General features: G+C 47.3%; 22 protein-coding genes. 11 read left to right on the forward strand and 11 right to left on the reverse strand.

Annotation, left to right across the window (positions count from 1 at the left end; genetic code table 11):
* Entirely contained in the window at nt 1–801 is an 801-nt protein-coding gene (locus tag N2245_RS08330; RefSeq protein ID WP_494536274.1) for a uroporphyrinogen-III synthase, read from the reverse strand.
* A 20-nt stretch (nt 802–821) separates the two neighbouring features.
* Nucleotides 822–1,724, reverse strand: coding sequence for a hydroxymethylbilane synthase (gene hemC / locus N2245_RS08335; protein ID WP_494536275.1), 903 nt, complete (start codon nt 1,722–1,724; stop codon nt 822–824).
* A gap of 83 nt (nt 1,725–1,807) precedes the next feature.
* On the opposite strand from hemC, the gene nifS reads away from it, so the two are divergent.
* On the forward strand, nt 1,808–2,977 hold the full coding sequence (nifS, locus tag N2245_RS08340) for a cysteine desulfurase NifS (RefSeq protein WP_494536276.1): 1,170 nt from the start codon (nt 1,808–1,810) through the stop codon (nt 2,975–2,977).
* Here nifS and N2245_RS08345 read toward each other — a convergent pair.
* From N2245_RS08345 to N2245_RS08355, 3 genes are read right to left on the reverse strand one after another with little or no spacing between them, the layout of a single operon-like run.
* Complete coding sequence (locus tag N2245_RS08345) at nt 2,966–3,907, reverse strand: RluA family pseudouridine synthase (RefSeq protein WP_494536277.1); 942 nt, start codon at nt 3,905–3,907, stop codon at nt 2,966–2,968. The genes nifS and N2245_RS08345 overlap by 12 nt on opposite strands.
* Nucleotides 3,885–4,421, reverse strand: coding sequence for a signal peptidase II (gene lspA / locus N2245_RS08350; protein ID WP_494536278.1), 537 nt, complete (start codon nt 4,419–4,421; stop codon nt 3,885–3,887). The genes N2245_RS08345 and lspA overlap by 23 nt, the downstream gene beginning before the upstream one ends.
* Before the next feature lie 6 nt (nt 4,422–4,427).
* Nucleotides 4,428–4,808, reverse strand: coding sequence for a TraR/DksA family transcriptional regulator (locus N2245_RS08355; RefSeq protein WP_494536279.1), 381 nt, complete (start codon nt 4,806–4,808; stop codon nt 4,428–4,430).
* Between the two features lie 114 nt (nt 4,809–4,922).
* On the opposite strand from N2245_RS08355, the gene murG reads away from it, so the two are divergent.
* Nucleotides 4,923–6,068: an undecaprenyldiphospho-muramoylpentapeptide beta-N-acetylglucosaminyltransferase gene (gene murG, locus N2245_RS08360; protein WP_494536280.1), complete on the forward strand. Its 1,146-nt coding sequence runs from the start codon at nt 4,923–4,925 to the stop codon at nt 6,066–6,068.
* A 6-nt stretch (nt 6,069–6,074) separates the two neighbouring features.
* Here murG and radA read toward each other — a convergent pair whose 3' ends face one another.
* From radA to N2245_RS08380, 4 genes are all read right to left on the reverse strand, one after another.
* A complete protein-coding gene (gene radA / locus N2245_RS08365; RefSeq protein WP_494536281.1) occupies nt 6,075–7,457 on the reverse strand; it encodes a DNA repair protein RadA in 1,383 nt (460 codons plus the stop codon).
* Between the two features lie 95 nt (nt 7,458–7,552).
* Nucleotides 7,553–10,015 (reverse strand): ATP-dependent Clp protease ATP-binding subunit, encoded by a 2,463-nt coding sequence (locus N2245_RS08370; RefSeq protein ID WP_494536282.1) that lies wholly within the window; start codon nt 10,013–10,015, stop codon nt 7,553–7,555.
* A 141-nt stretch (nt 10,016–10,156) separates the two neighbouring features.
* A complete protein-coding gene (locus tag N2245_RS08375; protein WP_494536283.1) occupies nt 10,157–11,452 on the reverse strand; it encodes a 30S ribosomal protein S1 in 1,296 nt (431 codons plus the stop codon).
* Nucleotides 11,453–11,601: 149 nt separating this feature from the next.
* Nucleotides 11,602–12,696, reverse strand: coding sequence for a pyridoxal-phosphate-dependent aminotransferase family protein (locus N2245_RS08380; RefSeq protein ID WP_494536284.1), 1,095 nt, complete (start codon nt 12,694–12,696; stop codon nt 11,602–11,604).
* Between the two features lie 127 nt (nt 12,697–12,823).
* On the opposite strand from N2245_RS08380, the gene N2245_RS08385 reads away from it, so the two are divergent.
* From N2245_RS08385 to mfd, 4 genes are read left to right on the forward strand one after another with little or no spacing between them, the layout of a single operon-like run.
* Complete coding sequence (locus N2245_RS08385) at nt 12,824–14,140, forward strand: AI-2E family transporter (protein WP_494536285.1); 1,317 nt, start codon at nt 12,824–12,826, stop codon at nt 14,138–14,140.
* The gene (locus N2245_RS08390) at nt 14,124–14,684 is read left to right on the forward strand and encodes a GNAT family N-acetyltransferase (RefSeq protein ID WP_494536286.1); all 561 of its coding nucleotides are present in this window, start codon (nt 14,124–14,126) and stop codon (nt 14,682–14,684) included. The genes N2245_RS08385 and N2245_RS08390 overlap by 17 nt, the downstream gene beginning before the upstream one ends.
* Nucleotides 14,677–15,258: an aminoacyl-tRNA hydrolase gene (gene pth, locus N2245_RS08395; protein WP_494536287.1), complete on the forward strand. Its 582-nt coding sequence runs from the start codon at nt 14,677–14,679 to the stop codon at nt 15,256–15,258. The genes N2245_RS08390 and pth overlap by 8 nt, the downstream gene beginning before the upstream one ends.
* Nucleotides 15,259–15,314: 56 nt before the next feature.
* Entirely contained in the window at nt 15,315–18,770 is a 3,456-nt protein-coding gene (gene mfd, locus N2245_RS08400) for a transcription-repair coupling factor (protein WP_494536288.1), read from the forward strand.
* On the opposite strand, the gene N2245_RS08405 is transcribed toward mfd, so the two are convergent.
* Nucleotides 18,757–21,141: an endonuclease MutS2 gene (locus N2245_RS08405; protein WP_494536289.1), complete on the reverse strand. Its 2,385-nt coding sequence runs from the start codon at nt 21,139–21,141 to the stop codon at nt 18,757–18,759. The genes mfd and N2245_RS08405 overlap by 14 nt on opposite strands.
* 119 nt (nt 21,142–21,260) lie before the next feature.
* Here N2245_RS08405 and gcvPB point away from each other — a divergent pair, with 119 nt between their 5' ends.
* Genes gcvPB through N2245_RS08430 form a run of 5 tightly spaced genes read left to right on the forward strand, consistent with a single transcriptional unit; the run spans nt 21,261 to nt 26,551 of the window.
* On the forward strand, nt 21,261–22,712 hold the full coding sequence (gene gcvPB, locus N2245_RS08410; protein WP_494536290.1) for an aminomethyl-transferring glycine dehydrogenase subunit GcvPB: 1,452 nt from the start codon (nt 21,261–21,263) through the stop codon (nt 22,710–22,712).
* 44 nt (nt 22,713–22,756) lie between these two features.
* Nucleotides 22,757–24,178: a beta-ketoacyl-ACP synthase II gene (gene fabF, locus N2245_RS08415; RefSeq protein ID WP_494536291.1), complete on the forward strand. Its 1,422-nt coding sequence runs from the start codon at nt 22,757–22,759 to the stop codon at nt 24,176–24,178.
* A 5-nt stretch (nt 24,179–24,183) separates the two neighbouring features.
* Nucleotides 24,184–24,930 carry a nuclease-related domain-containing protein gene (locus N2245_RS08420; protein ID WP_494536292.1) on the forward strand — a complete coding sequence of 249 codons (747 nt, stop codon included), beginning with the start codon at nt 24,184–24,186 and terminating at the stop codon, nt 24,928–24,930.
* 11 nt (nt 24,931–24,941) lie between these two features.
* Nucleotides 24,942–25,979 (forward strand): DNA polymerase III subunit, encoded by a 1,038-nt coding sequence (locus tag N2245_RS08425; protein WP_494536293.1) that lies wholly within the window; start codon nt 24,942–24,944, stop codon nt 25,977–25,979.
* Entirely contained in the window at nt 25,976–26,551 is a 576-nt protein-coding gene (locus tag N2245_RS08430) for a hypothetical protein (RefSeq protein ID WP_494536294.1), read from the forward strand. Before N2245_RS08425 ends, N2245_RS08430 begins: the two co-directional genes overlap by 4 nt.
* Here N2245_RS08430 and N2245_RS08435 read toward each other — a convergent pair.
* Complete coding sequence (locus N2245_RS08435) at nt 26,534–26,794, reverse strand: YggT family protein (protein WP_012875304.1); 261 nt, start codon at nt 26,792–26,794, stop codon at nt 26,534–26,536. The genes N2245_RS08430 and N2245_RS08435 overlap by 18 nt on opposite strands.
* Nucleotides 26,795–26,843 lie beyond the last annotated feature (49 nt).

A 26,843-nucleotide genomic window follows, 5' to 3' on the forward strand; every position in this document is an offset into this window, starting at 1 on the left:
TCAGCTACACTCGACAAACCATTTCTCCATCGCCTTAACAAGACCTTCTACCGTATAGACCTTAGCAACGACATCAACACGCAATCCCAATTCTTTTGCAGTATCAGCCGTAATTGGACCTATACACGCGACACATAACCCTTGAGGTACATAGCTTGGATCACCTAGAGAATCTAGGAAATACTTGACTGTTGATGAGCTTGTAAACGTGATAGCGTTGGAGTGAGCCAGTAAGTCCTTTAGATACTCCTGGTCATACTTAACGGGAAGAGTCTGATAGATCGGCACCTCTCTAACTATAGCACCCGCCGCTTCTAGTCCCTTCCGTAACACCTCTCGAGCATTCTCCGCCCTGGCAAGCAGTATTCTCTGCCCATTTATGCCTTGATCTATAAGGGATTGAAGCAGGCTTTCAGCAACGTAGGACTTGGGCACTAAGTTTACACTAATCCTATAGGACTCAAGCGCAGACTTAGTAGAAGGACCAATACAGGCGAACTTTAATCTACTTAGGGGAATTTCTTCAAGCCCCAACTGCTTTAGGCGATCAAAGAATATCTCCACACCATTGACACTGGTGAACACAACCCAGTCATAGCTACCTAGCACATTCAACTCAGCATCCAGCTCAGAGCTGGCTACGTTAGGATTTATTTCTATCGTTGGCAACAAGATAGGCACTGCTCCGCTACTTTCAAGCAGCTTCACTAAAGAGTTCGCTTGGTGCCTTGGACGAGTGATAACTATTTTCTTGCCACTCAATGCGCCTGCAATCTCAGTTTCAGTCGACTTCCAGCTCATAAATAACCACCAAATGCCTATCAGCTGATAGTCAGTCCGATACCCAAGTCAAGCATCTCCTTAGCGACTCGCTCTCCTAAGTGATCAGCTTGATCAGGAGTATCTACCCGCCGCGTGATCACAACTTGAGAGCCATCTGGTGCTACAACCATACCGGTTAAAGACAGCTCTCCATCACGTAGCTCGGCGTATGCTCCAACAGGCATGCTACAGCCGCCTCCCAGCGCACGCATAAGCGATCTCTCAGCCAAGTAAGCCACCTTAGAGGGGAAGAAATCTAAGGCATTGAGCATTCCAATTATTTGTTGATCATCTTCCCTGGCCTGCACAGCTATAATTCCTTGACCAGCTGAAGGTACCCAGCTATCTAGAGGCAAAGGCTTAAACTCTACAGATAGATTCATTCTCTTGACTGCAGCATAGGCCATCAATATCACATCATAATTACCTTCAAGCATTTTCCTGACTCGAGTATCTACGTTACCTCGAAGGTTGACTACATTAGCATCTGGCCAATAAGACCTTACCAATGCAGATCTACGAACACTGCTGGTACCAACCCGACTATTATTGAGGTCAGGCATGGGCTGACCCTTTGGCCACAGGATACAGTCTCTGGGATCCTCCCTCTCGGTAAAGGCGGCTATAACAGTTCCTGGAGTAGAGAGCGTCGGTAGGTCCTTCAAACTATGGACAGCTAGATGTATGTCACCAGCCAGCAGTGCCTGTTCAATGTCCTTTGTAAACACTCCTATCTGGCCTATTGCACTAATAGGCGCATCAGGACTCCTATCTGATGTGACCTTGATCACCACTGGTTCAAATCGACAGTCTGGATGCAAATTCCTAAGTCTATCGATCACCCACTGAGTCTGCCAAAGTGCCAGCTTGCTCCCTCTGGTACCTACTCTAATTACTTTCAACTCTAAACACCTCTCCGAATCAATTGTAGCTTATCCAAAAGTTGATGCATCCAATGGTATACTTGCAGATGGAGGTGTGTCTTATGGAAAGTAGACTTGTGTACATGGATCACGCGGCAACCACACCTGTACATCCCAAGGTGGTAGATGCTATGATGCCCTACTTCAAGCAGGAGTATGGCAATCCAAACAGTGTGCACTCTTTGGGTAGGAGTGCTCGAGATGCTGTAGATAAAGCCCGTGAGACTGTCGCTCAGATACTCAGTTGTCAACCTCAGGAGATTGTCTTTACAAGTTGTGGCACTGAAAGCATCAACTTAGCCATAAAAGGCATAGCGAAGGCTCGAGGAAAGACTGGACATATCATCACCTCGGCAATAGAGCATCATGCTGTGCTCCATACAGTCGAGCAGCTAGAGCGAGAAGGCTATACAGCCACTATTTTACCCGTATCCCCCGATGGACTAGTGGACCCGGACGACGTTCGCAAGGCCATTAGGCCAGATACAGTCATCATATCTATTGGCTATGCAAACAACGAGATTGGAACTATACAGCCAATAAGGGAAATAGGCGCCATAGCTCGAGAAGCAGGCATCCCATTCCATACGGATGCTGTACAAGCGGCAGGAAGTCTAAGCCTGAACGTCGAGGAACTGCAAGTCGATGCTCTGTCGCTTTCTGGGCATAAGTTTAATGCCCCCAAAGGTGTAGGGGTATTGTACATACGCAGCGGCATTCCACTTGAGCCTCAAATGCAAGGAGGTGGCCAGGAAAGCGGCAGGAGATCAGGTACCGAGAATGTGCCGTACATAGTAGGCATAGCGGAGGCACTTAGACTGGCCCAAGAGAACCTGGAAGCTCACAATGAACATTGCATCTCACTAAGAGAGAAACTATTTGAAGGTATACTCTCGGAGCTATCAGACACGCGGGTAAATGGGCATCGCACTCAAAGGTTACCCAACAACGTACACGTGGCCTTCAGGGGCATCGAAGCACAATCCATACTCATGGGGCTTGATCTAAAGGGTATATGTGCTTCCAGTGGTTCCGCTTGCCATTCAGCATCCATAGAACCGAGCCACGTACTCAAGGCAATAGGCGTTCCAAGCGAATACATCTACGGTAGCTTGAGGCTCACACTAGGAATAGATAACTCGCAGGAAGATGTTAGCTACGTACTGGAAGTACTGCCTTCACTGGTCAGAAGGCTGCAGTCCTTATCGCCGTTAGTTGAATCAGCTAGCTAACACAGTAACCCTCTCAAGAGCTTGGCGCAGATCCTCAGGAAGAGGGCTGCGCCATTCTTTGTACTCGCCGTTTGGCATAACTACTCCTAGGCGTGAAGCATGCAAAAACTGTCTGTTTAGTCCCTCTATCCTGCAGTTACCATAGACAGGATCCCCTGCTATTGGATGACCAATAGCTGCAAAATGGACCCTAATTTGATGCGTTCTGCCCGTTATGGGTCGCGCTACTGCAAGCGTATATTTTCCTAACGCCTGTATCGTAGAGTACTCAGTAACGGCCTCTTTACCTCCAGCGATCACGCTCATCTTAGTTCTGTCTCTAAGGTCTCTTCCTATAGGTGCTTCAATACGCCCTTCAGGAGGATCTAGAGTTCCGCAACAAAGCAGAGTATATTCCTTGAATATCCTTCTGGCCTTCATCTGACTTTGGAGGTAGTTTAGGATCTCCAGATCCCGTGCTACCATGATCAGGCCACTAGTACCTTTATCAAGTCTGTGCACTATACCTGGTCGATCGGTGGGTTGCTTTAGTAGATCAGGGTATCTAGCTATTAGAGCATTTACCAAAGTGTTTTCATAGTGGCCAGGAGAAGGATGCACCACCATGCCAGCAGGCTTGTCAATGACTATAATCTTGTCATCCTCATATACGACGCATAGGTCCTTATAAGAAGGGATCAATGCAACTTTCCCTTGTGGAAACCTGGGAATATTCAGGACTAATATTCTATCTCCCTCTTTAAGTTTGTAAGAAGGCTTAGAGGGGTGGTTATTCACTAGGATGGTACCTTGTTCGATAGCACGCTGGACTTGAGACCTTGAAACATCCTCAAGTTTATGAGCTAGCAGTGTATCGAGTCTTTCTCCAGCCTCTTCTGAACTAATGATAAGTAGGGCTTCAATCTCGTCAGTTACTGGCTTCCCTCTCATAAGTCTTTACTTCCGACTGCTTCTCACCTCCACTATGTAGGATTAAGTAACCCAAGAGCAGAACCACCCCTATGGTAATACTTGCATCGCTTATATTAAACACAAAGGGCCAGATCCGTACATCTATGAAGTCAATGACATGTCCATATCTTATTCTGTCAGTAAGGTTACCTATGGCTCCACCCAGTTCCATCCCAAGAGCCAGTCGCACTATCCAAGGAGCGTAAGCTATCCTTCTCGAAGACAGCAATATGATTACGGCTACCAGCACAGCAGCAATAGCGAATATCAAGGATGCTTCCCGAAACATTCCGAAAGCTGCGCCAGTATTGTGCACAAGTCTTATCCATAAGATATCGTCTAGTACTTTTCTGTAGGATCCCTCTTCCGTGCCCAGAATTCGGAGCACATAAGCCTTGGATGTCTGATCTACAAATATTATTAGAGCTGCTGTCATGTACGTCAGCAGTAGTCTTCTGATGATGAATGTTCTCTCCTCTTGTGCAGATCTCAATTTATACTACCTATGAACACGATCGTATCTTTCTTGGTCAGCGATACATCTTACAGCGTAAGGCCTTGCCATAAGCCTCTCAATAGGTATTTCCTGTCCGCAATCTATACATATACCGTACGTACCCTCATCCATACGCTTCAAAGCAGATTCTACCTCATTTAACACAGATTTGAGGTTCCTCTGAAGAGCAATTTCTTTTTCCTGCTCAAAGGTATCTGTACCCTCATCAGCCATGTGGTTACCATAGCTGCTATCCTCATCTCTAACAGACTCTCCCCATTGAGAGGCATCAGATTGCAGCTCCTTCAGTTCTGAGATCAGTCTAGCACGTTCGTCTTCCAATCGCTTTCTTAATTCAGCTATCTGTTGAGTTCTAATAGCCATATTGTTGTAACTCCTTTCCCAGAAGCATGTAAGCTGATTTATATTGGTTCGTGGATTATATCACAGCATATATTGCTCTCATTTGACGTTGCACTGCCTTATAATTCACTTGCTATGAAGAAGAGACTGAGGCTTGCTATTACAGGCGGAGGCACGGGCGGACATCTAAGCCCGGCAGTGGCTGTCATAGATGAAATCAAAGCCAGAGAGGATCTGGAGGCGAGGATTCTGTACCTGGGCAGCAAGAATGGTATAGAATCCACTGTCATCCCACTAATGGGGATTGAGTACAAACAAATACCCACTGGCAAGCTTAGGCGATACCTGTCGTTACAGAATTTTTTAGACTTATTTCGCGTAATAGCTGGTATCTTAAGGTCACTCATACACCTTAGTAGTTTCAAACCCGAAGTCTTATTTGCTACCGGTGGTTACGTATCAGTGCCTGCAGTCGTAGCAGCAAGACTGCTGAAGATACCGGTAGTCATCCATGAGCAGACTGACAGTCTGGGGTTAGCCAACCGAATATGCGCACGCTTTGCCAATGTGATAGCAATTTCCATTCCAGAGACCGTCAATTTGCCACCTCACAAGAAGACTGTCTTTACAGGTAATCCAGTCAGGAAGAATGTTCTCAGTGGCAGCAAGCAGAACGCAGCAAGGAGGTTTGGATTCGATCTATCATTACCAACTATCTACATAACGGGTGGTGCCCAAGGATCCCACAAGATAAACACAATTGTCGGCGAAGCGTTACCACAACTCTTGTCTATAGCACAGGTAATTCATCAGACCGGCGATTCCGAACATGGTAAACAAGACTACGAACACCTAACAAGAACCGTGCTATCGCTCTCACAACAGCTACAACAGAGATACATTCTATTTAGGTATATAGGTAGTGAAATAGGCGATATATACGCCATTAGCGACCTGGTGGTCGGTAGAGCCGGGGCTGGTACAGTGAACGAGCTTATAGTACTAGGTAAGCCATCAATCCTCATCCCATTACCTCACGCAGCTGGGGATGAGCAGAGAAAGAATGCCCAAAGATTAGCCAACGCTGGAGCCGCAGTGGTCATAGAGGAGTCAGAGCTGTCATCAAGCATCCTTGTTGACACCATTAAGGATCTTATATCAGACCCTGAGAAACTGCAGAACATGTCGCAGGCTGCCTTAAGAATGGCTCCCGAGAGAGCAGAACACAAACTAGTGGACCTTATATTACAGACTGCGCAGAGGAAAGATACAAGCCTTTAAGTAAGGCTAGTCTCTAACTCCAGGTGGATATAGAGACTTACCAATAGCCTCAGCAAGAGTCTTGGCTTGGACAACTTGAATACTGTTTATCTTTTGGGCGTTCTTCTTGACGGGTGCGCAAACCGCTCTCTTGAATCCAAGGCTAGCCGCTTCGGATAGCCTTCGATCTATATTAGGAACGCTGCGTAGCTCGCCCGATAATCCTACCTCCCCAACAAATATGGTATCCTCACGCACTGGTCTGTTGAGTGCACTCGAAGCTATAGCTACAGCAACAGCTAGATCAGATGAGGGCTCATCTAGCCTGAGACCTCCCACCACGTTCACATATATATCTTGATCAGAAAGCTTGAGCCCAACTCTTTTGGTAAGCACCGCAATGAGAAGGAGAAGCCTGTTGTAGTCCAGACCGTTACTTGTCCTCCTCGGTATGCCCGCAGGGTTATGAATGGCCAGCGCCTGCAATTCCACCAACAACGGACGGCTACCCTCAAGCAACACGGCTATAGAGGATCCAACGGTATCCTCCGGCCTCTCCGAGAGGAAGACTTCCGAAGGGTTCGGGACGTCTACGAGACCTTCTTGCGTCATCTCAAAGACACCCACCTCGTTAGTTGATCCATAACGGTTCTTGGCAGCACGAAGTAATCTGTACTGGTGGGCCCTATCACCCTCAAGGTACAGGACCGTGTCAACTATATGCTCAAGAACTTTGGGGCCTGCAATGGCGCCCTCCTTGGTGACATGCCCCACAATAAACATGGGAATATTCCTAGATTTCGCTGTCAGCATGAGGGCCATAGTACAGTCCCTTACTTGACTTACACTGCCTGCAGCGGACTCGATATTCTCTGAATATATAGTCTGAATAGAGTCGATGATAACTAAACTGGGGGACTGCTCCTCGATAAGGTTCAATATAGCCTCCAAGCTCGTCTCAGAAACAGCCCAAAGATTATCTGGTATACGCCCTAGACGAGAGGCTCGAAGCCTTATTTGTTCTATAGACTCTTCTCCAGAGACATATAATACGGTGGGCAGATAATCACATAGCAGACAACATAGTTGCAATAGCAGGGTACTCTTACCCACCCCCGGATCCCCACCTATCAATACCAGCGATCCAGAGACTATGCCCCCACCAAGCACCCTGTTAACCTCAGGCATAGGTACATGTATCCTGTGTATATCATCGGTCGATACGTCCTTAAGCCTTCTAGGACGCGTAGCAACACTAGTCGATATCCCACTAGTAGTTGGTGTAGGTTGTTCTACTGTTTCCACATAGGTATTCCACTGCCCACACTCAGGGCACTTACCTTGCCACTTTGGAGAAACGTTACCACAACTGTTACAAACATAAACGGTTCTAGATCTAGTCTTAGACATATGTTCCTACTCACTTCTCCATAAAATACGGAATCGGGGTTTTCCCCCGATTCCAGATATTAGCTACAAATAACATCTATTTATGAGAACTCGAGTTATGCGGTTACGAGCTCCTCTTCAAGATGCAGCACTATCTCGTCGTCGCGAGCATCAACCACTACTGTAGATCCTGGCTGGAACTTACCCTCAAGTACGCCCTCAGCCAGTTTGTCTTCAACCTCTGTCTGTATCAACCTCCTCAATGGTCGAGCACCATAAGCTTGGTCATATCCTCTTCTGGCCAGTGTGTTCAGAGCTTCCTCAGTCAGCTTCAGCTGAATCTGCTGTTCGGCCAGGCGTTCCCTCACGCGATCAATCTGTATGTCTACTATCTTACGTATGTGCTCAGGTGACAACGAGTGGAACACTACCACAGCGTCGATTCTATTGAGGAACTCCGGCCTAAAGTGCTTCTTCAGCTCGCTCAGAACCTTGTCTCTCATGTTCTCATAAGCTCTCTGCTGGGCCTTGGCCTCATCGGTACGGATCGTAAATCCCACAGTCGTATCACGGTTGATCATCTCCGCACCGATGTTACTGGTCATGATTATGATTGTGTTACGGAAGTTTACTCTCCTACCCTTGGCATCCGTAAGGTGACCATCCTCCAGTATCTGGAGCAGCATATTGAAGGCCTCTGGGTGAGCTTTCTCTATTTCATCTAGAAGTATGACAGAGAAGCTCTTCCTACGGACAGCCTCTGTCAGCTGGCCACCCTCTTCATATCCCACGTAGCCTGGAGGAGCCCCAACCAGTCTCGCTACCGCATGACGCTCCATGAACTCCGACATATCAATCTTGATAAGAGCGTCTTCGCTACCAAACATGAACTCGGCAAGCGTCTTAGCGAGCTCAGTCTTACCGACTCCTGTGGGGCCTAGGAATATGAAAGAACCTACCGGGCGTCTCGGGTCCTTCATCCCTGTTCTGGCTCGACGCACGGCCCGAGCCACAGTAGTGATAGCCTCATCCTGACCCACGATGCGCTTGTGAAGCTCCTCCTCCATTTTCAGAAGTCGCTCCGACTCTTCGCCAGCTATCCTGGTTAGAGGAATACCAGTCCACATACTCACTACCTGGCTTATATCCTCTTCGGTTACATAAGGCTCTTCAGCCTGCTGCTCTTCCTGCCACTGCTGCTCAAGCATGCCTATCCTTTCTTGAAGTCGCTCTTCACGGTCACGGAAAGCAGCAGCCATCTCATAGTTCTGAGCATTGATGGCGGCTTCCTTCTCATCCTGTATAGCCTTTAGATGCCTCAGAGCATCCTTCAGGCTTGGAGGACTTGCAGCTCTGTGCATTCTTACTCGGCTGGCAGCTTCATCTACCAGGTCTATAGCCTTATCAGGCAAGAACCTGTCGGACACGTACCGCGCAGCAAGGTAAGCAGCAGCCTTCAGAGCCTCATCAGTAATCTTGAGCTTGTGATGAGCCTCATACCTGGGTCTTACACCCTTGAGGATCTCGATTGTCTCCTCAACAGTCGGCTCCTCGACCATAACGGGCTGGAATCGCCTCTCTAGAGCTGCGTCCCTCTCTATATACTTGCGGTACTCATCAAGGGTTGTAGCACCTATAACCTGTATCTCACCTCTGGACAACGCTGGCTTGAGGATGTTAGCTGCATCCACAGCCCCCTCAGCAGCGCCAGCCCCTACTAGGGTATGGAGCTCATCTATGAACAGGATAGCTCCAGACTCCTTGATTTCAGCCATAATCTTCTTGAGGCGCTCCTCGAATTCGCCCCTGTATTTAGTCCCTGCCACGAGAGCTCCCATATCTAGCGAGAGCACTCTCTTATTGAGCAAGGTATCCGGCACATCGCAATTAACTATTCGCTGAGCCAGCCCCTCTACTATTGCTGTCTTACCAACCCCTGGCTCACCTATCAACGCGGGGTTGTTCTTGGTTCTCCTAGACAGGATCTGCATGACACGCTCGATCTCTTTCTCGCGACCTACTATTGGATCGAGCTTATCATTCCTTGCAAGCTCCGTCAGGTCAGTGCCTAGAGCATCTATGTAGGGCGTCTTTGTAGCAGCTTTACCCTGCTGAGAGTAGGCACTGCTCTGATTTATAACCTGTAGCACCTGAGCCCTTACCTTCTCAAGGTTCACGCCCAGGCTCTCGAGAACACCAGCTGCTATGCCCTCACCTTCTCGCACGAGGCCGAGCAGCAAATGCTCGGTACCTATGTAATGATGATTCTGCCTCTTGGCCTCATCGAAGGCGAGCTCTATTACCCTTCTGGCACGAGGAGTCAAACCAATTTCACCCTGAGGCGGTCGCTCACCCCTACCTATTATAAACTCTACAGCAGCTCTTACTTTTTGGAGCTGGACCCCCATGCTCGCAAGCACGCGCGCAGCTACACCATCGCCCTCGCGCACCAGACCTAGCAGTATATGCTCGGTGCCAATATAGTTATGATTAAAGCGCGCTGCTTCCTCATGGGCCAAGCTTAGAACCTTACGTGCCCTCTCAGTAAACCGATCGAAGCGTTCGCCTCTATCACTCATCTTTCTAACTCCCTCTAGCGAACGAAGGGGACAAAACCCCTACCAAAAGTTTAGCAACGGTATGGACTAGGTGCAACTAGTTTTACCACCATCATACACCTAGCACAACCCCTCTATGTAATTTCAACCGAAAAGAGACTTTTATTCTTCCCTTTCTCCCTCCTCCGTAGACTCCTCTTCCCCTTCGCCGGCAGCATAGTCAGGCTCATCCAACTGTCGAACACTCAGACCTATACGGCGTCTCTGCGTGTCCATTTTGATAACACGAAGTCTCAACTTGTCACCAACTTGTACTTTAGTATCTCCCAGCTCGGACATATGAACCAGGCCCTCTATACCATCTTCTAGCCTTACAAAAACTCCAAAGGGGGCTATCTGTGTCACCTCCCCTTCCACAATCTGGCCTACATCGTATCTTTCCATTGCGGTGGCCCAGGGCTCTGGTTGTGTCCGCTTCATGCTCAGGGCTATCTTTTTGTGCTCGCGATCTATATTGAGCACCATGACATCAACTTCATCACCAGGCTTTAGCACTTCGCTGGGATGGTTGATCCGCCCCCAAGATATCTCCGACAGATGTATGAGCCCGTCAGCACCTCCTATATCTACAAAGGCTCCGAAATCTGCAAGGCTAGTTACCTTACCCTTTACTATCTGCCCTTCATGTAGCTCTTCAATTAGACGCTCTTTGCTCGTCTCCTTTCTTTCCTGGGTGGCTATCCTCTCAGAGAGTATCAAGCGATTACGCTTTCTGTTGACCTCTATTACCTTGGCCTGCAGTGTTCTACCAACCAAGCTAGCAAGCTCAGACTGCCTGCCAACATCATTTGAACTGACAAGAAAGCTGATTTGAGAGGAAGGAATGAAGCCTCTTAGTCCGCCTAGATCTACAAGTAGTCCTCCCTTGTTATACCCTACAACCTTGCAATCGACGATCTCACCAGTTTCAAGCTTTTGCTGAAGCTCGCGCCACAAACGCTCAGCTCTAGCTCTATCCACTGAGAGGACTATACGTCCCTCATTGTCTTCACTAGCATTGAGCACGGAGACCACAATAGGCTGACCCGGCTCAAGAGACTCCTTCTCTTCATCGCTTAGCGTAGTTAACTCGGAGGCGGGAACTATACCTTCGCTCTTCCCTCCCACATCCACTATCAGGTCGCCGTTATCGAACCCCATTACCACGCCATCTACGATCTCGTTTCGGTGCAGAGCCCGATAGTCTGCCTCCCCGCTAGCCAGAATATCTTCCATAGTAATATCTTCTTCTGGCTGGGAGGTTTGTTGCCCTCTTTGGGAGCTCGGGCTGTTATCTTTGTCCGGCGAACCAGCGGATAGGTTACCCGAACCGCTGACTTCTCTGTCTAACTCCTCGTTCTCTCCAGGAAAAGGATCATTATAATGTTGACCTGTGGTGCCCATGGATTCGTGTGTCATTTATCTCCCTTTTGCCATAAGTAGAACTAACGGCTCCGATGTGCGCCATTGGGTCGCACTCGTGAGCCGTCTGTTGACATTATAGTAAATTAGGAGATACCTATCAATGAAAGCTCGAAAGGCAAGACATATGAGCTACTAAAGTAAATTTACTGAGCGGCTACCTTCAGGCTCTCGAGCTCCATCTGGATGGCATCACAGGCTGCGGAGATATCCTCCTTGGTAAAGTACCCTAGGTGTCCCAACCTGATAATCCTCCCAGAGAGTTCAGCTTGGCCTCCACCCACTATAACCCCGTGTTTATCTCGCAAGTTATTCTTGAAGATCTTACCATCTACACCTTCAGGTACTTTGATAGCCGTAACTGTATTAGAGGCATAGCGCTCATCGGCAAATAGCTCTAGCCCCATTTCTTTTATACGATTCCTAGTATAAGCTCCCGCTTCAGCATGCCTCTTCCATATAGCCTCACGTCCTTCTTGCATCATCAAATCTAGAGCAACCTCCAAGGCATAGAAAAGACTTACGGCAGGGGTGTAAGGTGTCTGGCCCTTCTCGAGCGAGGATTTTGCTGCCCTGAAATCCCAGTAATACCTGGGGAGCTTTGCAGTCTGAACAGCTTGCCATGCACGTTCACTGACGCTAACCATCACCATACCAGGTGGAATCATCCAGGCCTTCTGAGATCCAGACACCACCACATCCAGATCCCACTCATCGGTCATTACCGGGATAGCCCCCATCGAGCTTACCGCATCTACTAATAGCAAAAGATCTCTTTCCTTTACTATATGTGCCAGTTCCTCCAGAGGATTGGTAACGCCAGTTGATGTCTCGTTATGAGTGATCAATACTGCCTTTACATCCGGGTTCTCATCAAGGGCTTGACGAAGCTGATCGGGATCTACAGCCCTACCCCTGGGTATAGATAGTCGTCGCACATCGAGACCGAAAGTCTCAGCTATCTTGGCAAACCTATCACCAAAGACGCCTATGATAACAGCCAAGATTGGGTCACGAGGTGATAAAGTGTTGACGATGGCCGCTTCTAATCCCCCAGTACCCGAGGCGGGAAATATTAGCACATCCCCCCGTGTGCAATAGAAATACTTGAGCGTCTCAGTGCACTGTTGTAGAATACGAGCGAATTCCGGCCCCCTATGATCTATCATATCTCTGTGCATAGCCGCCTGTACTTGCTCAGGCAAAGGTGTTGGACCTGGAATTCTCAAATTCTGATGCATACACTCATTCTCCTGTAAAGATACACGCTTTCAATATTATAAGAGATATATGTAATGTTGGTTAGTTCGACAAAATTAGCTCAGCTTGTGATATATTCCCGCTGAGAAATGGTTGAGGTTCCATAAGGTGAGAGAAATAAGGTTTACCAAGAGGGCTAAAGAGATAACTATATGGATCTCGGTAGCCGTAATTCTTTACTTTCTCCATAGCACAGCTCACCTGCTTACACCGTTTATCTGGGCTATTGTAGCCACGTATATATTTCACCCACTTGTGAGTTTTTTGTCCAGAGAATCTGGAGTACCTAGAGCTATATGGATCATACTACTGTACATAGCTGTTTTCTCAGCGGTCGCGTGGAGTCTCATAAACGTTGTGCCCATCATCAGAGACCAGTCACTAGCCCTAGCTAACCAAGTGCCACACATCCTCAATCAAATAGAAGGCTTCATTAATCGAAACCAGATGCTGCGAGAATGGGGAATATCCGTCGATCTCAAGCAATTAGAATCACAGGTTGTAGCTCTTAGTGATGACTTCGCAGATTACGCACGCAGGATGGCAGTACCCATCCTGACCGTAGTCATAGACAAAGCAGTTAAGTTTTTTATATTTCTCGTCGCTACATTCTTCCTGCTTCTTCACGCAGACCATATAAAGAGCTCGTTTCTCGAGTTCACCCCGGCTCCATACAGGCACGAAATAGAGAGCTTGCTAAGGAGAATCAACGATACGTTAGGGGCTTACCTAAGGAGCCAGCTAATTCTGCTAGCCATAATGACTATAGCTACATGGATATTCCTATCTACGATACACGTACAGTACGCCCTGCTTCTGGGAGTATTGACAGGTTTTCTTGAGCTCATACCCATTATCGGACCTTACACGGCAGGAGGTATAGCTGTTAGTGTAGCGTTGTTCCAGTCTAACCCCCCATTTGGATGGAATAACCTCACGCTCGCAGCAGTAGTAGCGTTAGGATACTTCATATTGCGTCAGTTAGAAGACAATCTGGTAATACCTTTTCTGATTGGTAGAGTGGTACACCTCAATCCAATAATAGTTATATTCTTCATAATGGCTGGAGCCAGCTATGGAGGCATACTGGGACTTCTAATCGCTGTACCAATTGCCTCGGTCCTACGCATAATTGCTCAATATCTTTATAGCAAGATAATCGCCCCCGAGCCGGCATTCTTCGTTACAGTCTCAAAGAATGATAATCCAATAGAACAAACTGTTAGGGCCATACAATCCGGAGCAAGACGCATAGTGCTGATCTCAACAGAGGGAAACGACGCTCTAAGGGATCACGGGACTTTCCAACAACTGGTAAATCTCATGAATACAGAAGATGTCGAGATAACCGTGATCACTCTAGACTCCGTGACTCAGGCTCTAGCTACAGCCCACGGGATGAGGCTGAATGGGAACGGATATTAATAATATAATGATCAGAGCTGGAAGGTTGTCAGATATAGCCTTATGCGAGAGGCTAGATGCCAGTTTCATCACCGACCTGGTTTGGCAGATAGCACTAGATTCCTACGGTATAGGCTCAGAAGACGACCTTTCCCTTCGACTACTAACAGCTAGGCTACCAAGGCCCAGAGCAATAACTGATCCTCCGATTCCATCGTATCTTGAGAGCAATTGGGACAGATTAAGTCTGTTTTTAGTGGCCGAAATAGACAAGCTAGTTGGTTTCCTATGTGCAAGTACAGAAGAGCAATATCTTAGGATCGAGCAAATAGTGGTAGACAAGCCATTCCGCAGATTAGGCATTGGCAACTCCCTGATAGGCGCTACTATCAGTTGGGCTAGAGAAAACCATATGAAGGCAATTACTTGTACGATATCGACTAAGAACTATCCAGCTATAGCATTCTTTAGGTCGCAGGGCTTTCATATATGTGGCTATAATGAGAAGCATTTCACTTCTGGAGATATAGCTATCTACATGGCACTGGAACTACTAGATGAATAGAGGATTTTTGATAGTTGGTCTCGGGAATCCTGGAAAAGAGTACGCACATACACGACACAATGTAGGCTTCCTAGTAGTAGATGAGCTGGCCCGTAGATATAAAACATCTGGGTTCTCTCTTATTGACAGAGCACTAGTGGCAGAAACCTATATAGATGGCTACAAAGCAATCTTGGCCAAGCCCGTCACCTACATGAACAACAGTGGGCAAGCAGTCAAGCTTCTGCTCAGACGCTACAATCTGGAATATCAGAGCTCCTTGATAGTTATACATGATGACCTAGATCTACCATTTGGAACAATTAGAGTGAGAACCAAAGGTAGCTCAGGAGGTCATAGAGGAGTTCAGTCGATAATAGATACTATCAGTAGTAACGAATTCATAAGGATTCGAGTAGGCATAGGGAGGGACCCAAAGTTAGATCCAGTAGATTACGTCCTTGGGAAATGGAGCAGGGAGCAACTGTCCTACATTGATCATATAATCACACGCGCAGCAGATGCAGTGGAATCTTTGATCAAAGAAGGTGTAGAGGCAACCATGAACAGCTTCAACACCAAAGCAACGAGATAGGTACAAATCGACTTGATATACTAGATAGGTCACCAATGTTACTTTCCTGGATATAAATGACAACAACAAAACCTCTAATAGAACTGCTATCTAAGTCCAAGCAAATCCAGCATCTAAAGTCACAACTCAGTAGAGGGGAAAAGGTCAGTTATCTTCCATCTGCTGTCCCTTCTGCCTACCCAGCCTTATGGGCAACATTATTTGCCGAAATGCAGACAGACACCCTGCTGATAGTACCGAGGCCAGAAGAAGCTCAGAACGTAGCGGATTCTCTATCTACATACTTATGGGATCCCAAGAGGGTACTGCTATGGCCAGCACATGATGATCTACCTTATGAGAGGATAGCTACCCCAACTCAAGACTCGCCATTCAGAAGGCTCGCAGCCTTGGAGCGAATATTACAAACAGATAGGGAGCCGCTGCTAATCGTCGCAAGCGTGAAATCCATCCTGGAACCCACGTTAGCTCGACGCTACTTTGAGGATCATAGAGAACTTGTCAAGACAGGAGTTACCGTAAATATTATTGCCCTAGCTAACAGAGCGTCCAAGTTCGGTTACTCGCCTGTTCCCAGTGTCGAAGAAGTTGGTCAATTCTCACGGCGAGGCGGTATCTTCGATATATGGCCACCATCATCGGATCTGCCAATCAGATTAGAACTTTTTGGCGACGAAGTCGACAGCATAAGGCTGTTTGATCCAGAAACTCAAAGATCTGTCAGAGAAATAGACTCATTCTCTATAATCTCGCCATACGAGATCCCAGTTGCCGAGTATGAGTCAGCACTAGAACGTCTTCAGCAGATAGATCTGTCTAATCTGCGGCATGAAGTAGCATCCAACTGGAAACAGTCCCTAGAAAAGCTATCAGCAGGTGACGTTCCATCCATACATAGCATAATAGCTCCGTACTTTCCAAGCGGTCAGGGGAATCTGCTTGATTACCTCAGCGAAGGCAGTATAGTCTTCACAGATCTGCCTGACAGACTTGCACTTACTGCAAGCACCCTGCGTTCACACATTGAAGGTATGCGATTGGAGATGGAGCGATCAGGAGATATACCCTCGAACCTGCTTAGCCCTGTCTTTGAGTGGAGTACTATAGAGGATAGACTCAAGACGTTACCGAAGATCGAACCTGTCAATTCGGCTGAGGGCAACCTCAGTTTCTATCCCGCTCCGCAGATTAGATCCAGCACTATAGACATCGTCGATAACCTACGATCTTGGATTGACGAGGGTAGAACTGTATTTATCGTAACTCGGCACCATGAGAGAATCCGCCACGTGGCAGAAGAGCACAACTTGCCATTGGCACTAGAGGAGGATGATAAACAGGGGCAGATATTCATAGTACCTGGCTCCATCCAAGATGGTTGGATATGTGACGACATCAATCTGGTAGTTCTTTCAGACACGGAACTTTGGGGTTATAGGGAGCCAAGAAGAGCGCGCTCTCCAAGGAAAGCTCCTCAGAGGGTCTTCCTAGCTGACCTCCAACCAGGTAGCTACGTGGTACATGTAGACCATGGGGTAGCTAAGTACGTAGGCAACGTTATGAGAGGTAGCTCAGGAGCAGAACGAGAGTACCTGGTCCTGGAGTATGCCGGAGGGGACAGACTATATGTACCAGTAGACCAAATAGATAGAATCTCTCCATACATTGGTGGAGGTGAGCCTGCGCTCAGTCGGTTGGGAACTGCCGACTGGGCGCGCACCAAAAGAAGAGCCAAGAAGGCGGCAGATCAACTAGCTAAAGAGTTGCTTCAGCTATATGCGGCCCGAGAGATAGCCAAAGGTCATAGCTTTTCCCCAGACAATGAACTCCATAGAGAGTTCGAGAGTGCGTTCCCTTATGTGGAAACAGATGATCAGTTGGCAGCTATTGAAGATGTCAAGGCTGATATGGAATCATCAAAGCCCATGGATAGACTGATATGTGGGGATGTAGGGTACGGCAAAACCGAAGTGGCGCTTAGAGCTGCATTCAAGGCTGTGGCAGATGGCAAACAAGTCGCGGTACTCGTCCCGACAACTGTGCTTGCACTACAACATTATGAAACATTTAGGTCCAGATTTAACCCATTTGGCATACGAGTTGAAATGCTGTCCAGGCTGCGGACCAAGAAGGAGAGAGACCAAGTCCTGGAAGATTTGCAGAAGGGTAACGTCGATATAGTTATAGGTACACATACCATCCTCCAAAAAAATGTAGTGTTCAAGGACCTTGGACTAGTCATAGTAGATGAGGAGCAAAGATTTGGCGTCAAGCACAAGGAAACGCTCAAGCAGATACGTACTCAGGTAGATGTGCTGACCCTTACAGCTACTCCTATACCCAGGACTCTGCAAATGGCGCTTTCGGGAGTAAGGGATATGAGTGTGATAGAAACTGCTCCCGAGGATCGCTTACCTGTATACACCTATATTGTTCCGAAGAATGACAGCATCATCAGAGACAGTATCATAAGGGAGTTGGAACGAGGCGGACAGGTCTTCTACGTGCATAATAGAGTGCAGGACATCTACAAGGTAGCACACAAACTACAAGAGATGGTGCCAGAGGCTCGCATCACTGTCGCCCATGGTCAAATGCCAGAACAACAGCTAGAGCAGGTAATGCTGGAATTCATGCATCACCATTATGATGTTCTAGTATGTACCACCATTATCGAGTCAGGACTAGACATCCCCAACGCTAATACGCTAATAGTTGACGATGCTACACATATGGGCTTAGCTCAACTCTATCAGCTACGGGGTAGGGTGGGTAGAAGCAGCAATCGAGCATACGCATACCTCATGTACAGACCTGATGCTAGGATGACAGAGGACGCACAGAAAAGGCTGGAAGCAATTTCAGAAGCTACTCAGCTGGGGGCTGGCTTCCGGATAGCTATGAAGGACCTTGAGATAAGGGGAGCAGGCAATTTCTTGGGGCCAGAGCAAAGTGGACATGTTTACGCCATTGGACTAGAGCTTTACACCCAAATGATAGAGAGAGCAGTACAGGAACTGCGCACAGGACAGCCCATCAGTGAGCCCCCTGCAGTAACAATAGATCTGCCGATTCCAGCTCTAATACCCGAACATTACGTTTCTGATAGAGACACCAGAATCAGGTTGTACAGGCGATTAGCATCCACATCAACGGCACGTGAGCTTAGATCGATGGAAAACGAGATGCGAGATAGGTTCGGGCCGCTACCTGAAGAGACCATAAACCTGATCAAGCTCATAGATCTCAAGATAGTGGCAGCAAAAGCAGGTGTCACTGCAATACGAGCAGCGGACAACGAAGTGATAATCAAAGCCGACAACCCTCCACCTGCTGAGAGACTGGCACATTGGCGAGGAGTTAGGATATTGCCTGGTCAGGTAAGAGTAGAGATTAGTGGCAAGCCAGATCGATGGCTTACTAGATTGAGATCCGTACTACTTCAGATGTCCTACACGCCCGACGAGTATCAGCCAACCAGCCTGGAAGACAGGATGGTTAGCGGGAGATAAGATTGATAACAGTTACCCCGTCTCCTCCCTCACCTGGGCTACCAGGCCGAAATACGGAGACCAGTGGATGACCCTGCAGCATACCCCTGACTGCATCCCGCAAAGCTCCAGTACCATAGCCATGAATTATACGTGCTGTAGGAATACCCTGTATGTAAGCATCATTGAGATATTCATCAAGCTTAGAAAGAGCCTCCTCAGCTCTCATTCCCCTCAAGTCAAGTTCTGTGGATATGTTGGCCCTAACATCCACATTTAGCCTGACACCACGGGTACGCTTTTGAGACGAGGCCTCGAGGCTTTGCTTCCCCCCTACAACCTCCAGGTCAGATAGTGGAACCCTAGATCGGACACTGCCTACTTGTACTTCAGCAGTAGAATCACTTATACTAATAACCTTTCCCTCGGTACCAAAACTCATTATTCTCACACTATCCCCTACCTGAGGGGTCCTTCTAATAACACTAGGCCTCTTCGAACTCCTTGTAAGCTTCCTCACGCGACGCTCAACATTCTCCACTGTTCTTAGGGACTCGGTGATCTCCCCCAGTTTGCTCGCTGCCTGAGAGGCACTCAATCTTCTCCTGAGCTCATCGATCTCCCTGCGTACATCTTCCAGTTCTCTTAGAGCCTGCTGATACCCTTCTTCAAGAGCTTGCTCCCTTATCCTTTCAGCCTCCTGAAGTTCAGCTACAGCGCGTGAACGAAGCTCCTCTGCCTCACGTCTAATCCGCTCTGCCTCGGCTAATCTTTGATCTGCTAGCTTCTTTTCATTCTCTATCTGTTCCAACAGATCGTTGGTTGCTCTGCTTTCGGGTGAGACTCTAGATTTTGCCGCCTCAATAACTGCTTCGGGTAAGCCCAACCTCTGTGCAATATCTATGGCATAACTACGGCCCGGGAGGCCAATCTTCAGCCTATACGTAGGTGAGAGTGTCTCCAGATCAAACTCCACAGACGCGTTAGTAACGCCTGGAGTGGTCTGAGCATATACCTTGATCTCAGGATAGTGAGTAGTAGCCACCACCAAAGCTCGCTTTTCAAGAAGATAATCGATAATTGCCTCAGCTATAGCTGCTCCTTCTTCTGGGTCCGTACCCGCTCCCAGCTCATCCAGCAGCAGCAAAGTATCGGAGCCGGCCACCTCCAGCATCTTCTTGATATTGATGATGTGAGAAGAAAATGTCGACAAGCTTTGCTCAATGCTTTGCTCGTCGCCTATATCAGCCAAGATGTACCTCAACACTGGCACGCGTGCACGCTCACTTGTAGGTAGGTGTAGACCACTTAGAGCCATCAGAGAAAGGAGCCCTGTAGTTTTGAGGGCTACGGTCTTACCGCCAGTATTAGGCCCGGTTATAACCAGTACTCTAAAATCTTCTCCCAAGAAAATGGTTATGGGCACTACGTCCCCGCCTAATAGCGGATGCCTAGCATCAGGCAGGAACAGTTTATCTCCTTTATACTCAGCACTTACCAACTCGGGCTCACAAGCATCCAAATATTGAGAGAACTTTGCCTTGGCCAAGGCAAAGTCCAATCTTGCGAGAGCAAGTAAAGTCCTCATAATATCCGAAGCAGCCGAAGCAACCGCTTCGGATAGTTGGGCAAGTATCCTTTCTATCTCCTCAGACTCCTGCCTACGAAGCTCAGTAATCCTATTACCCATGTCTACGGTAGCTAGTGGTTCTACAAATAGCGTCTGCCCGCTGCCTGACACATCGTGAACTATGCCCGGTATCCTGTGCCTTGCATCCGCACGTACAGGGACTACATATCTTCCATCTCTCTGAGTGATGATCGGCTCCTGCAGGGCATCCCTATAAGACGAAGAGCTAATCAAATTATTGAGGTGCTGCATTAAGCGATCGTGCGCTGATCTCAGCTGCGATCTTATCCTTGCAAGAGTAGTACTAGCGGAGTCACGTACCTGGGCCTGGTCATCTATGGCCGCGTCTATCTGTTTACGCAGATCAGACAGGTCAACTATGTGCCTCAACTGGGCAGATAGCAGAGAAAAGGAGTCTACACCTTCCAAGACTTTACCAAGCTGCCTGGAGAAACTATTGGCAGCTGCTATAGTATCAGAGACCTGTAACAGCTCCGAAGGGTCTAATACACCTCCCAGACTTGCCTTTGTGACTAGACTCCTAATATCCCTAGCTCCACCTATCGTTATATCTGGTCTGAGTTGTAAAACTCTGAGAGCCTCAGTTGTCTCTCGCTGGGACCTTATAGCTCCTTCCAGATCATTCAGCGGACGTAGAGATAGAGCCAGCTCTTTGCTAAGGCTAAACGAAGTGTGCTTACTTAGCAGCTGTAGTATCTTGTCGTATTCTAGGCTTGTATATGCTTTATCTTGTATATCCAAATGTGCAAGTTTACTCCGCAAACTAACAGGTGTATGACAGCATCATGAGTGCCATTCAAATATTATGATATAATCTAGCCGCATATAGGATTTTTAGAGTTCTCGGAGCATCGAGCATAATGACCATACCTCTAATCTTCGAATGGAGCCGAGATGGCGCCACCGGATACAGTCTACCAGATAGTCAAGTCCCTACAGCAAATCTCCCAGAGGAACTGTTAAGGGAAGATCTCAATCTGCCAGAAGTCAGCGAGCTTGAGGTGATTCGTCACTTCGTAAGGCTGTCTCAGTTGAACTTTGCCATAGATACTACCTTTTATCCTCTTGGGTCCTGTACGATGAAGTACAATCCCAAAGTCAACGAAGAGGTAGCTGCTCACCGAGGCGTTAGGAGAGTTCACCCGTATACCCCTATCGAGAAGGTCCAAGGAGCCCTACAAATTATGTATGAGCTCCAGCAGGCATTAGCGGAAATCGCCGGTATGGATGCCGTCTCACTACAACCAGCTGCAGGCGCACACGGCGAGCTGACCGGTATGCTCGTGATTAGAGCATACTTAGATAGTATAGGCCAGACACACAAAACCAAAGTAATAGTGCCAGATTCCGCTCATGGCACGAACCCAGCTACTGCCTCCATGGCCGGGTACCAAGTAGTAACCGTTAGAAGCGATGATCGCGGCAACGTTGACCTCGAGGAACTAAAGCAGCTGGTAGATGAAGAAGTAGCTGCTATGATGCTTACTAATCCCAATACCCTCGGCCTGTTCGATGAGCATATCAGAGAGATATGCGAAGTTATTCACGAAGCTGGTGGATTGATGTACGGTGATGGCGCAAACATGAACGCCATAATGGGTATAGTTAAACCAGGCGAGCTCGGATTTGATGTACTCCACTTTAACTTGCACAAAACCTTCACAACACCCCATGGTGGAGGAGGTCCAGGTGCAGGTCCAATAGCAGTTAAGGACTTCTTGGCTCCATTTCTGCCATCGCCTGTAGTAGTAGCTCGAGATACAGAGGCAGGTAGGATCTATCAGTTTCAGGATCCCCCCAAGAGCATAGGAAAAGTAAGATCACTATGGGGGAATTTTGCAGTGCTAGTAAGGGCGTACACATATATAATGCAGCAAGGTTCTGAGGGACTAAGATCTGTCAGCGAACATGCTATACTCAATGCAAACTATCTTCTGTCTCTACTAAGAGACGCTTATCAAGTACCATACGATCGTCCTTGTATGCACGAGTTTGTGCTTTCAGGATCAAAGCAGAAGCGATTTGGTGTACGTACCATAGACATAGCTAAGAGGCTCATCGATTACGGTTTTCATCCACCAACAATCTACTTTCCACTTATTGTAGAAGAATGTCTGATGATTGAACCTACCGAGACGGAAAACAAGAGAACCTTGGATGAGTTCGCTGCAGCTATGATAAAAATAGCCGAAGAAGTTGAGAACGATCCGGAGCTAGTAAAATCAGCACCACATAACACTATCGTCAGAAGACTAGATGAAACAACAGCAGCTAGGAAACCTGACCTAGTGTACCAGCAAGCAGTTAAATGAAAAACAGTTACTAAAAATAAATTATGGGGGTGTTTTGTAGCTTAATGACTACCGAAAACAAGGTCGAACTAAGGGAAAGGCTTATAGAAAAGCTTAGAGCAACCATAAAGGAGGAAGGTGGAGAACTTACAGAGACCATAGAGCGTCAAATTGCACAGATTGCCACCAACGTAGCTCATGAGCCCCAGTCCCTTGTAGAACCTCTGGAAGTAGCGGACAACTCCAGACAAAACAGAAGAGTTGTAATCACAGGCATGGGAGTAATCTCTCCTGTAGGCATAGGGAAAGAAGCTTACTGGGAATCGCTTGTCAATGGAAAGTCTGGAATAGATACCATCACCATGTGCGACACCGAAGGTTGCACGACCAAGATAGCCGGAGAGGTAAAAAACTGGAATCCAGAGGAGTATATTGATCCCAAGCAGGTACGCAGGATGTCCCGAGCATCACAGTTTGCTGTTGGGGCTGCAAAACAGGCTGTGCAGGACGCAGAGCTATGCTTTGAAGAGCAAAATCCCAGGATAGGCGTGCTGTTAGGTACCGGAACTTCGAGTTTCCCTGATACTGAGGCCGCTGCACAGACTCTATTTACACGAGGTCCTATGAGAATTAGCCCCTTCTTCGCACCCATTAGCTTAGCAAACGCGCCCGCAGGACAGGTGGCAATGACATTCAAGGCTCATGGGTATAACGGCACTATAGTGACCGCTTGTGCTGCTGGCACTCAAGCCATTGGTGAAGCCTTTGAAGTAATAAGGCGCGGCGAAGCAGATGTCATGCTAGCAGGGGGTACTGAAGCTCCTATCTGTCGCTTGGGCTTGGCTGCATTCTGCGTTATGCGTGTTATGAGCACCCGCAATGAAGAGCCTCAAAAGGCGAGTAGACCTTTTGATAAAAATAGGGATGGATTCGTACCTGCGGAAGGGGCAGCTATACTAGTGCTCGAATCCCTTGAACACGCTCTGCAAAGAGGTGCCAAGATATATGCTGAGATAGTAGGTTACGGCGCAACCTCAGACGCCTATCATATGGTCATGCCAGAGCCTGATGGAACTGGTGCTGCCAGAGCCATGCGCAAAGCACTGGAGTGTGCACACCTGAGTCCAGACCAAATAGACTACATAAACGGTCACGGTACGAGCACACAGCTGAACGATGCCGCAGAAACCTTAGCAATAAAAGCAGTCTTTGGTGAATATGCATATAAGGTGCCTATCAGCTCTACCAAATCTATGACAGGACACTTGCTAGGAGCTGCGGGAGCCATAGAAGCAGTAGCTTCTGTAATGACAATTTACGATAAGGTGATTCCTCCTACGATCAATTACGAAACCCCTGATCCAGCATGCGATCTTGATTACGTGCCCAACGAGGCCAGAAGAGCTGATGTAAGGACTGTTATGTCTAATTCGTTCGGTTTCGGCGGGCAGAATGCCGTGCTGATATTTAGAGAATATCAAGGGTAAAACAAGTGCAAGTAGCAGTCAATTCAGAGTACATAAGAAGCCGCCAAAGCCTAATACAGAGAACGTTACTAATAGGGTTCTTCTTTCTAACAGCTTCAGTAGTAATAGTCCTGCTGTATCAGCAGCTAATATTTGTCGCATGGCCACTCATGATCATCGGTTATATAATAACGAGCCTTACTAGGCAGATCCAGTTTGACCTAGGACAAAACGTGAGGACGGATCAGAGACTAGCCACAGCTTTGAAATCCCTGAGCAACAGGTACTGGCTAGGTAATTGGATACCCGTGGGTTCTGTAATAGTAGATGGTATACTCGTAGGTCCCGAAGGCGTACTGGTAATTGAAACTCGTAATCACGGCGGCGTAACAGAATGTAATGGTAACAAGTGGAAAAGACGAAAGAACATCTTGGTACGTTTCTTTACTGGCGAGCCATCCCTGGGAAACCCTTCAATAGATTTGCAGGCATCTCTTGAAGCTGTAGCAAAGGACTTACAAGAGGCAGGCTTTGGAGATGTTCCCGTGAGCGGTGCAGTGGTCTTTACATCACCCGACGCTGTATTGATGTTAGACGACTGTAAGAACACAGCTTTAACTTCTGCACAGCTACTGCGCTGGGCCAATAGCAGGCAGGTACCCTCGGTAGTAATTCAAGACACAACCAGGCAGAAGATAATTGAGCACTTTTCTGCGAAAATAGCACCAGCTAAGAGCCCAGCACAGCAGGAACAAGAAGTAAAAGCTAAATAAAAGAGAAGGCTATGATCAGCACCAGCTCGTCAGGGTTTGTAGGCAATAAGCAAGCATTGCAGCTACTGTCCGCAGCCAAGACAAAAAATAGAGCTAGCGGCTCCTGGCTATTTACCGGTCCTCCATCCGTAGGCAAGAGCACTCTGGCAAGATGGTTCGCCGCATTACTACTATGCTCCGCCGAAATATATGATCCCCCATGTGGCAGATGCATACACTGCAGGAAGATCTATCATGGCTCACATCCTGATGTCGAGACGATTAGCCTGGCATTACAGGCTGAACAATCAGGCAAAACTTCTAGAGAGATTGGTATAGATTCCATCAGGAACATCATCGAGCGCATATATCTTAGACCTTTCGAGGCTAACAGGAAGGTCTATCTGATCGAAGACGCATCTACAATGACAGAGGAAGCAGCCAATGCCTTCCTGAAGACTTTGGAAGAACCCCCAGACTTCGTGACAATAGTACTTATAGCTATAGATGATTACACGCTCCCTGAGACGATCAGATCACGTTGTTATAGAGTAAACCTACAACCCGTTCCACATAGTGAAATTACCAGCTATTTGGTCAATAGCCTAGGTGTCGAGCAAGGAGAGGCAAATATAATAGCGACTCTGTCCAACGGCAGGCCAGGATGGGCAATTAGGGCAGCTCACGACGGAGCGCTAGTAACCCAGGTAAATGATGATTGGAAATACCTGAATAAAGTCCTCCAATCAAATGACATTGAAAGGCTGAAGTTCGCTGAAGAATTATCCAAAGATTGGTCCAATAAGCCTAACGATAGAGATGATTTGTACTCTCTCTTGTTTAACTGGATAGGAGTTATAAGGCTAGCAACTATCAAGACGTTTCAAGAAAACAGCAGTAAATCATATCTATCTGAAAACGTAGATCTTATTCAGTTCCTAGTCTCCTTAGGGCCACAACATGGCTACGAGTTGATACAGCATATTCTAAGGGCTATATATATGCTCGACTCAAATGCTAACGTAAGGTTAGTACTAGAAAACCTCTTTCTGAGGTTACCTAGAGTATGAGCTATATTCTAGGCATTAGGATACTTGGACATAATGAGCTAACATGGGTAGAAAATCACACCCCAGCATCTCCAAGTACATCTTCCTACTGCTTGATAGATCTAGCGAATGAAGGACTAAGATGGGCGAGAATAGTATGTATAGCGCACAACTTGGCCAAAATCAATGTTGAATCTCAAGCTAGCATCAAGATGTTCTCTGCAGAGCCCTCCCCACCAGAAAAGGACTCTGTAGTTCAAAGCTTAGTAAGGGAAATGCGATCAACACCAGGAAAAATCGTGAATATTAGCTTGGATCCTTTGCTTAGATTCCTAAGAATAGAAATAAACACAGATGATATCGATCTAACAAGTAGGATCAAGGAGATATCTTCAGAACTAGGGATAGTAACATTTATAAACAAAACTCAACCCCAAATACGGTACATACCGAAGCTGGGAGAAAAGGTCACGTGGAGAGGCCAAGAATACAAAGTAGCTAAACTGAACTTATACAAACAGACAGCCAGCCTCGTATCCGAAGAAGGTCGGGTTCAACAGATAAAACTTTCAGATCTAGCCAGCCACAGCTGAGTAAAACAGCCTCTCTATTATCCAAAGAATTATCAAAGCAACTAAAGGAGAAAAATCAATCATCACTCCCCCAGGCATAAAGTTACGTATTGGCCTAAGAATAGGTTCAGTGACATCGTAGAGAAAACGCGATATTGGATTCCTAAACAAAGGGTCAAACCAGGATATCAGCGCTCTACCTATAATGGCTATCTCTAGTACCCTCAACAGCAGACCTACGAAGGTTACCAAAAACTCTGGCAAGGTTTTCCTCCAATAAAAATAACTAAGAACTATTGTGTTTTGCGTATTA

The sequence above is a fragment of the Thermobaculum sp. T2p genome (genome assembly GCF_059335935.1).

Excerpts from the sequence above, each read along its gene's own strand:
- gcvPB (WP_494536290.1), top strand. The coding sequence starts at position 21,261 with ATGACCATACCTCTAATCTTCGAATGGAGCCGAGATGGCGCCACCGGA.
- radA (WP_494536281.1), bottom strand. The coding sequence starts at position 7,457 with ATGTCTAAGACTAGATCTAGAACCGTTTATGTTTGTAACAGTTGTGGT.
- N2245_RS08375 (WP_494536283.1), bottom strand. The coding sequence starts at position 11,452 with ATGACACACGAATCCATGGGCACCACAGGTCAACATTATAATGATCCT.
- N2245_RS08355 (WP_494536279.1), bottom strand. The coding sequence starts at position 4,808 with ATGGCTATTAGAACTCAACAGATAGCTGAATTAAGAAAGCGATTGGAA.
- N2245_RS08330 (WP_494536274.1), bottom strand. The coding sequence starts at position 801 with ATGAGCTGGAAGTCGACTGAAACTGAGATTGCAGGCGCATTGAGTGGC.
- N2245_RS08390 (WP_494536286.1), top strand. The coding sequence starts at position 14,124 with ATGGGAACGGATATTAATAATATAATGATCAGAGCTGGAAGGTTGTCA.
- nifS (WP_494536276.1), top strand. The coding sequence starts at position 1,808 with ATGGAAAGTAGACTTGTGTACATGGATCACGCGGCAACCACACCTGTA.
- N2245_RS08345 (WP_494536277.1), bottom strand. The coding sequence starts at position 3,907 with ATGAGAGGGAAGCCAGTAACTGACGAGATTGAAGCCCTACTTATCATT.
- mfd (WP_494536288.1), top strand. The coding sequence starts at position 15,315 with ATGACAACAACAAAACCTCTAATAGAACTGCTATCTAAGTCCAAGCAA.
- N2245_RS08430 (WP_494536294.1), top strand. The coding sequence starts at position 25,976 with ATGAGCTATATTCTAGGCATTAGGATACTTGGACATAATGAGCTAACA.
- murG (WP_494536280.1), top strand. The coding sequence starts at position 4,923 with ATGAAGAAGAGACTGAGGCTTGCTATTACAGGCGGAGGCACGGGCGGA.
- fabF (WP_494536291.1), top strand. The coding sequence starts at position 22,757 with ATGACTACCGAAAACAAGGTCGAACTAAGGGAAAGGCTTATAGAAAAG.
- N2245_RS08380 (WP_494536284.1), bottom strand. The coding sequence starts at position 12,696 with ATGCATCAGAATTTGAGAATTCCAGGTCCAACACCTTTGCCTGAGCAA.
- N2245_RS08425 (WP_494536293.1), top strand. The coding sequence starts at position 24,942 with ATGATCAGCACCAGCTCGTCAGGGTTTGTAGGCAATAAGCAAGCATTG.
- pth (WP_494536287.1), top strand. The coding sequence starts at position 14,677 with ATGAATAGAGGATTTTTGATAGTTGGTCTCGGGAATCCTGGAAAAGAG.
- N2245_RS08370 (WP_494536282.1), bottom strand. The coding sequence starts at position 10,015 with ATGAGTGATAGAGGCGAACGCTTCGATCGGTTTACTGAGAGGGCACGT.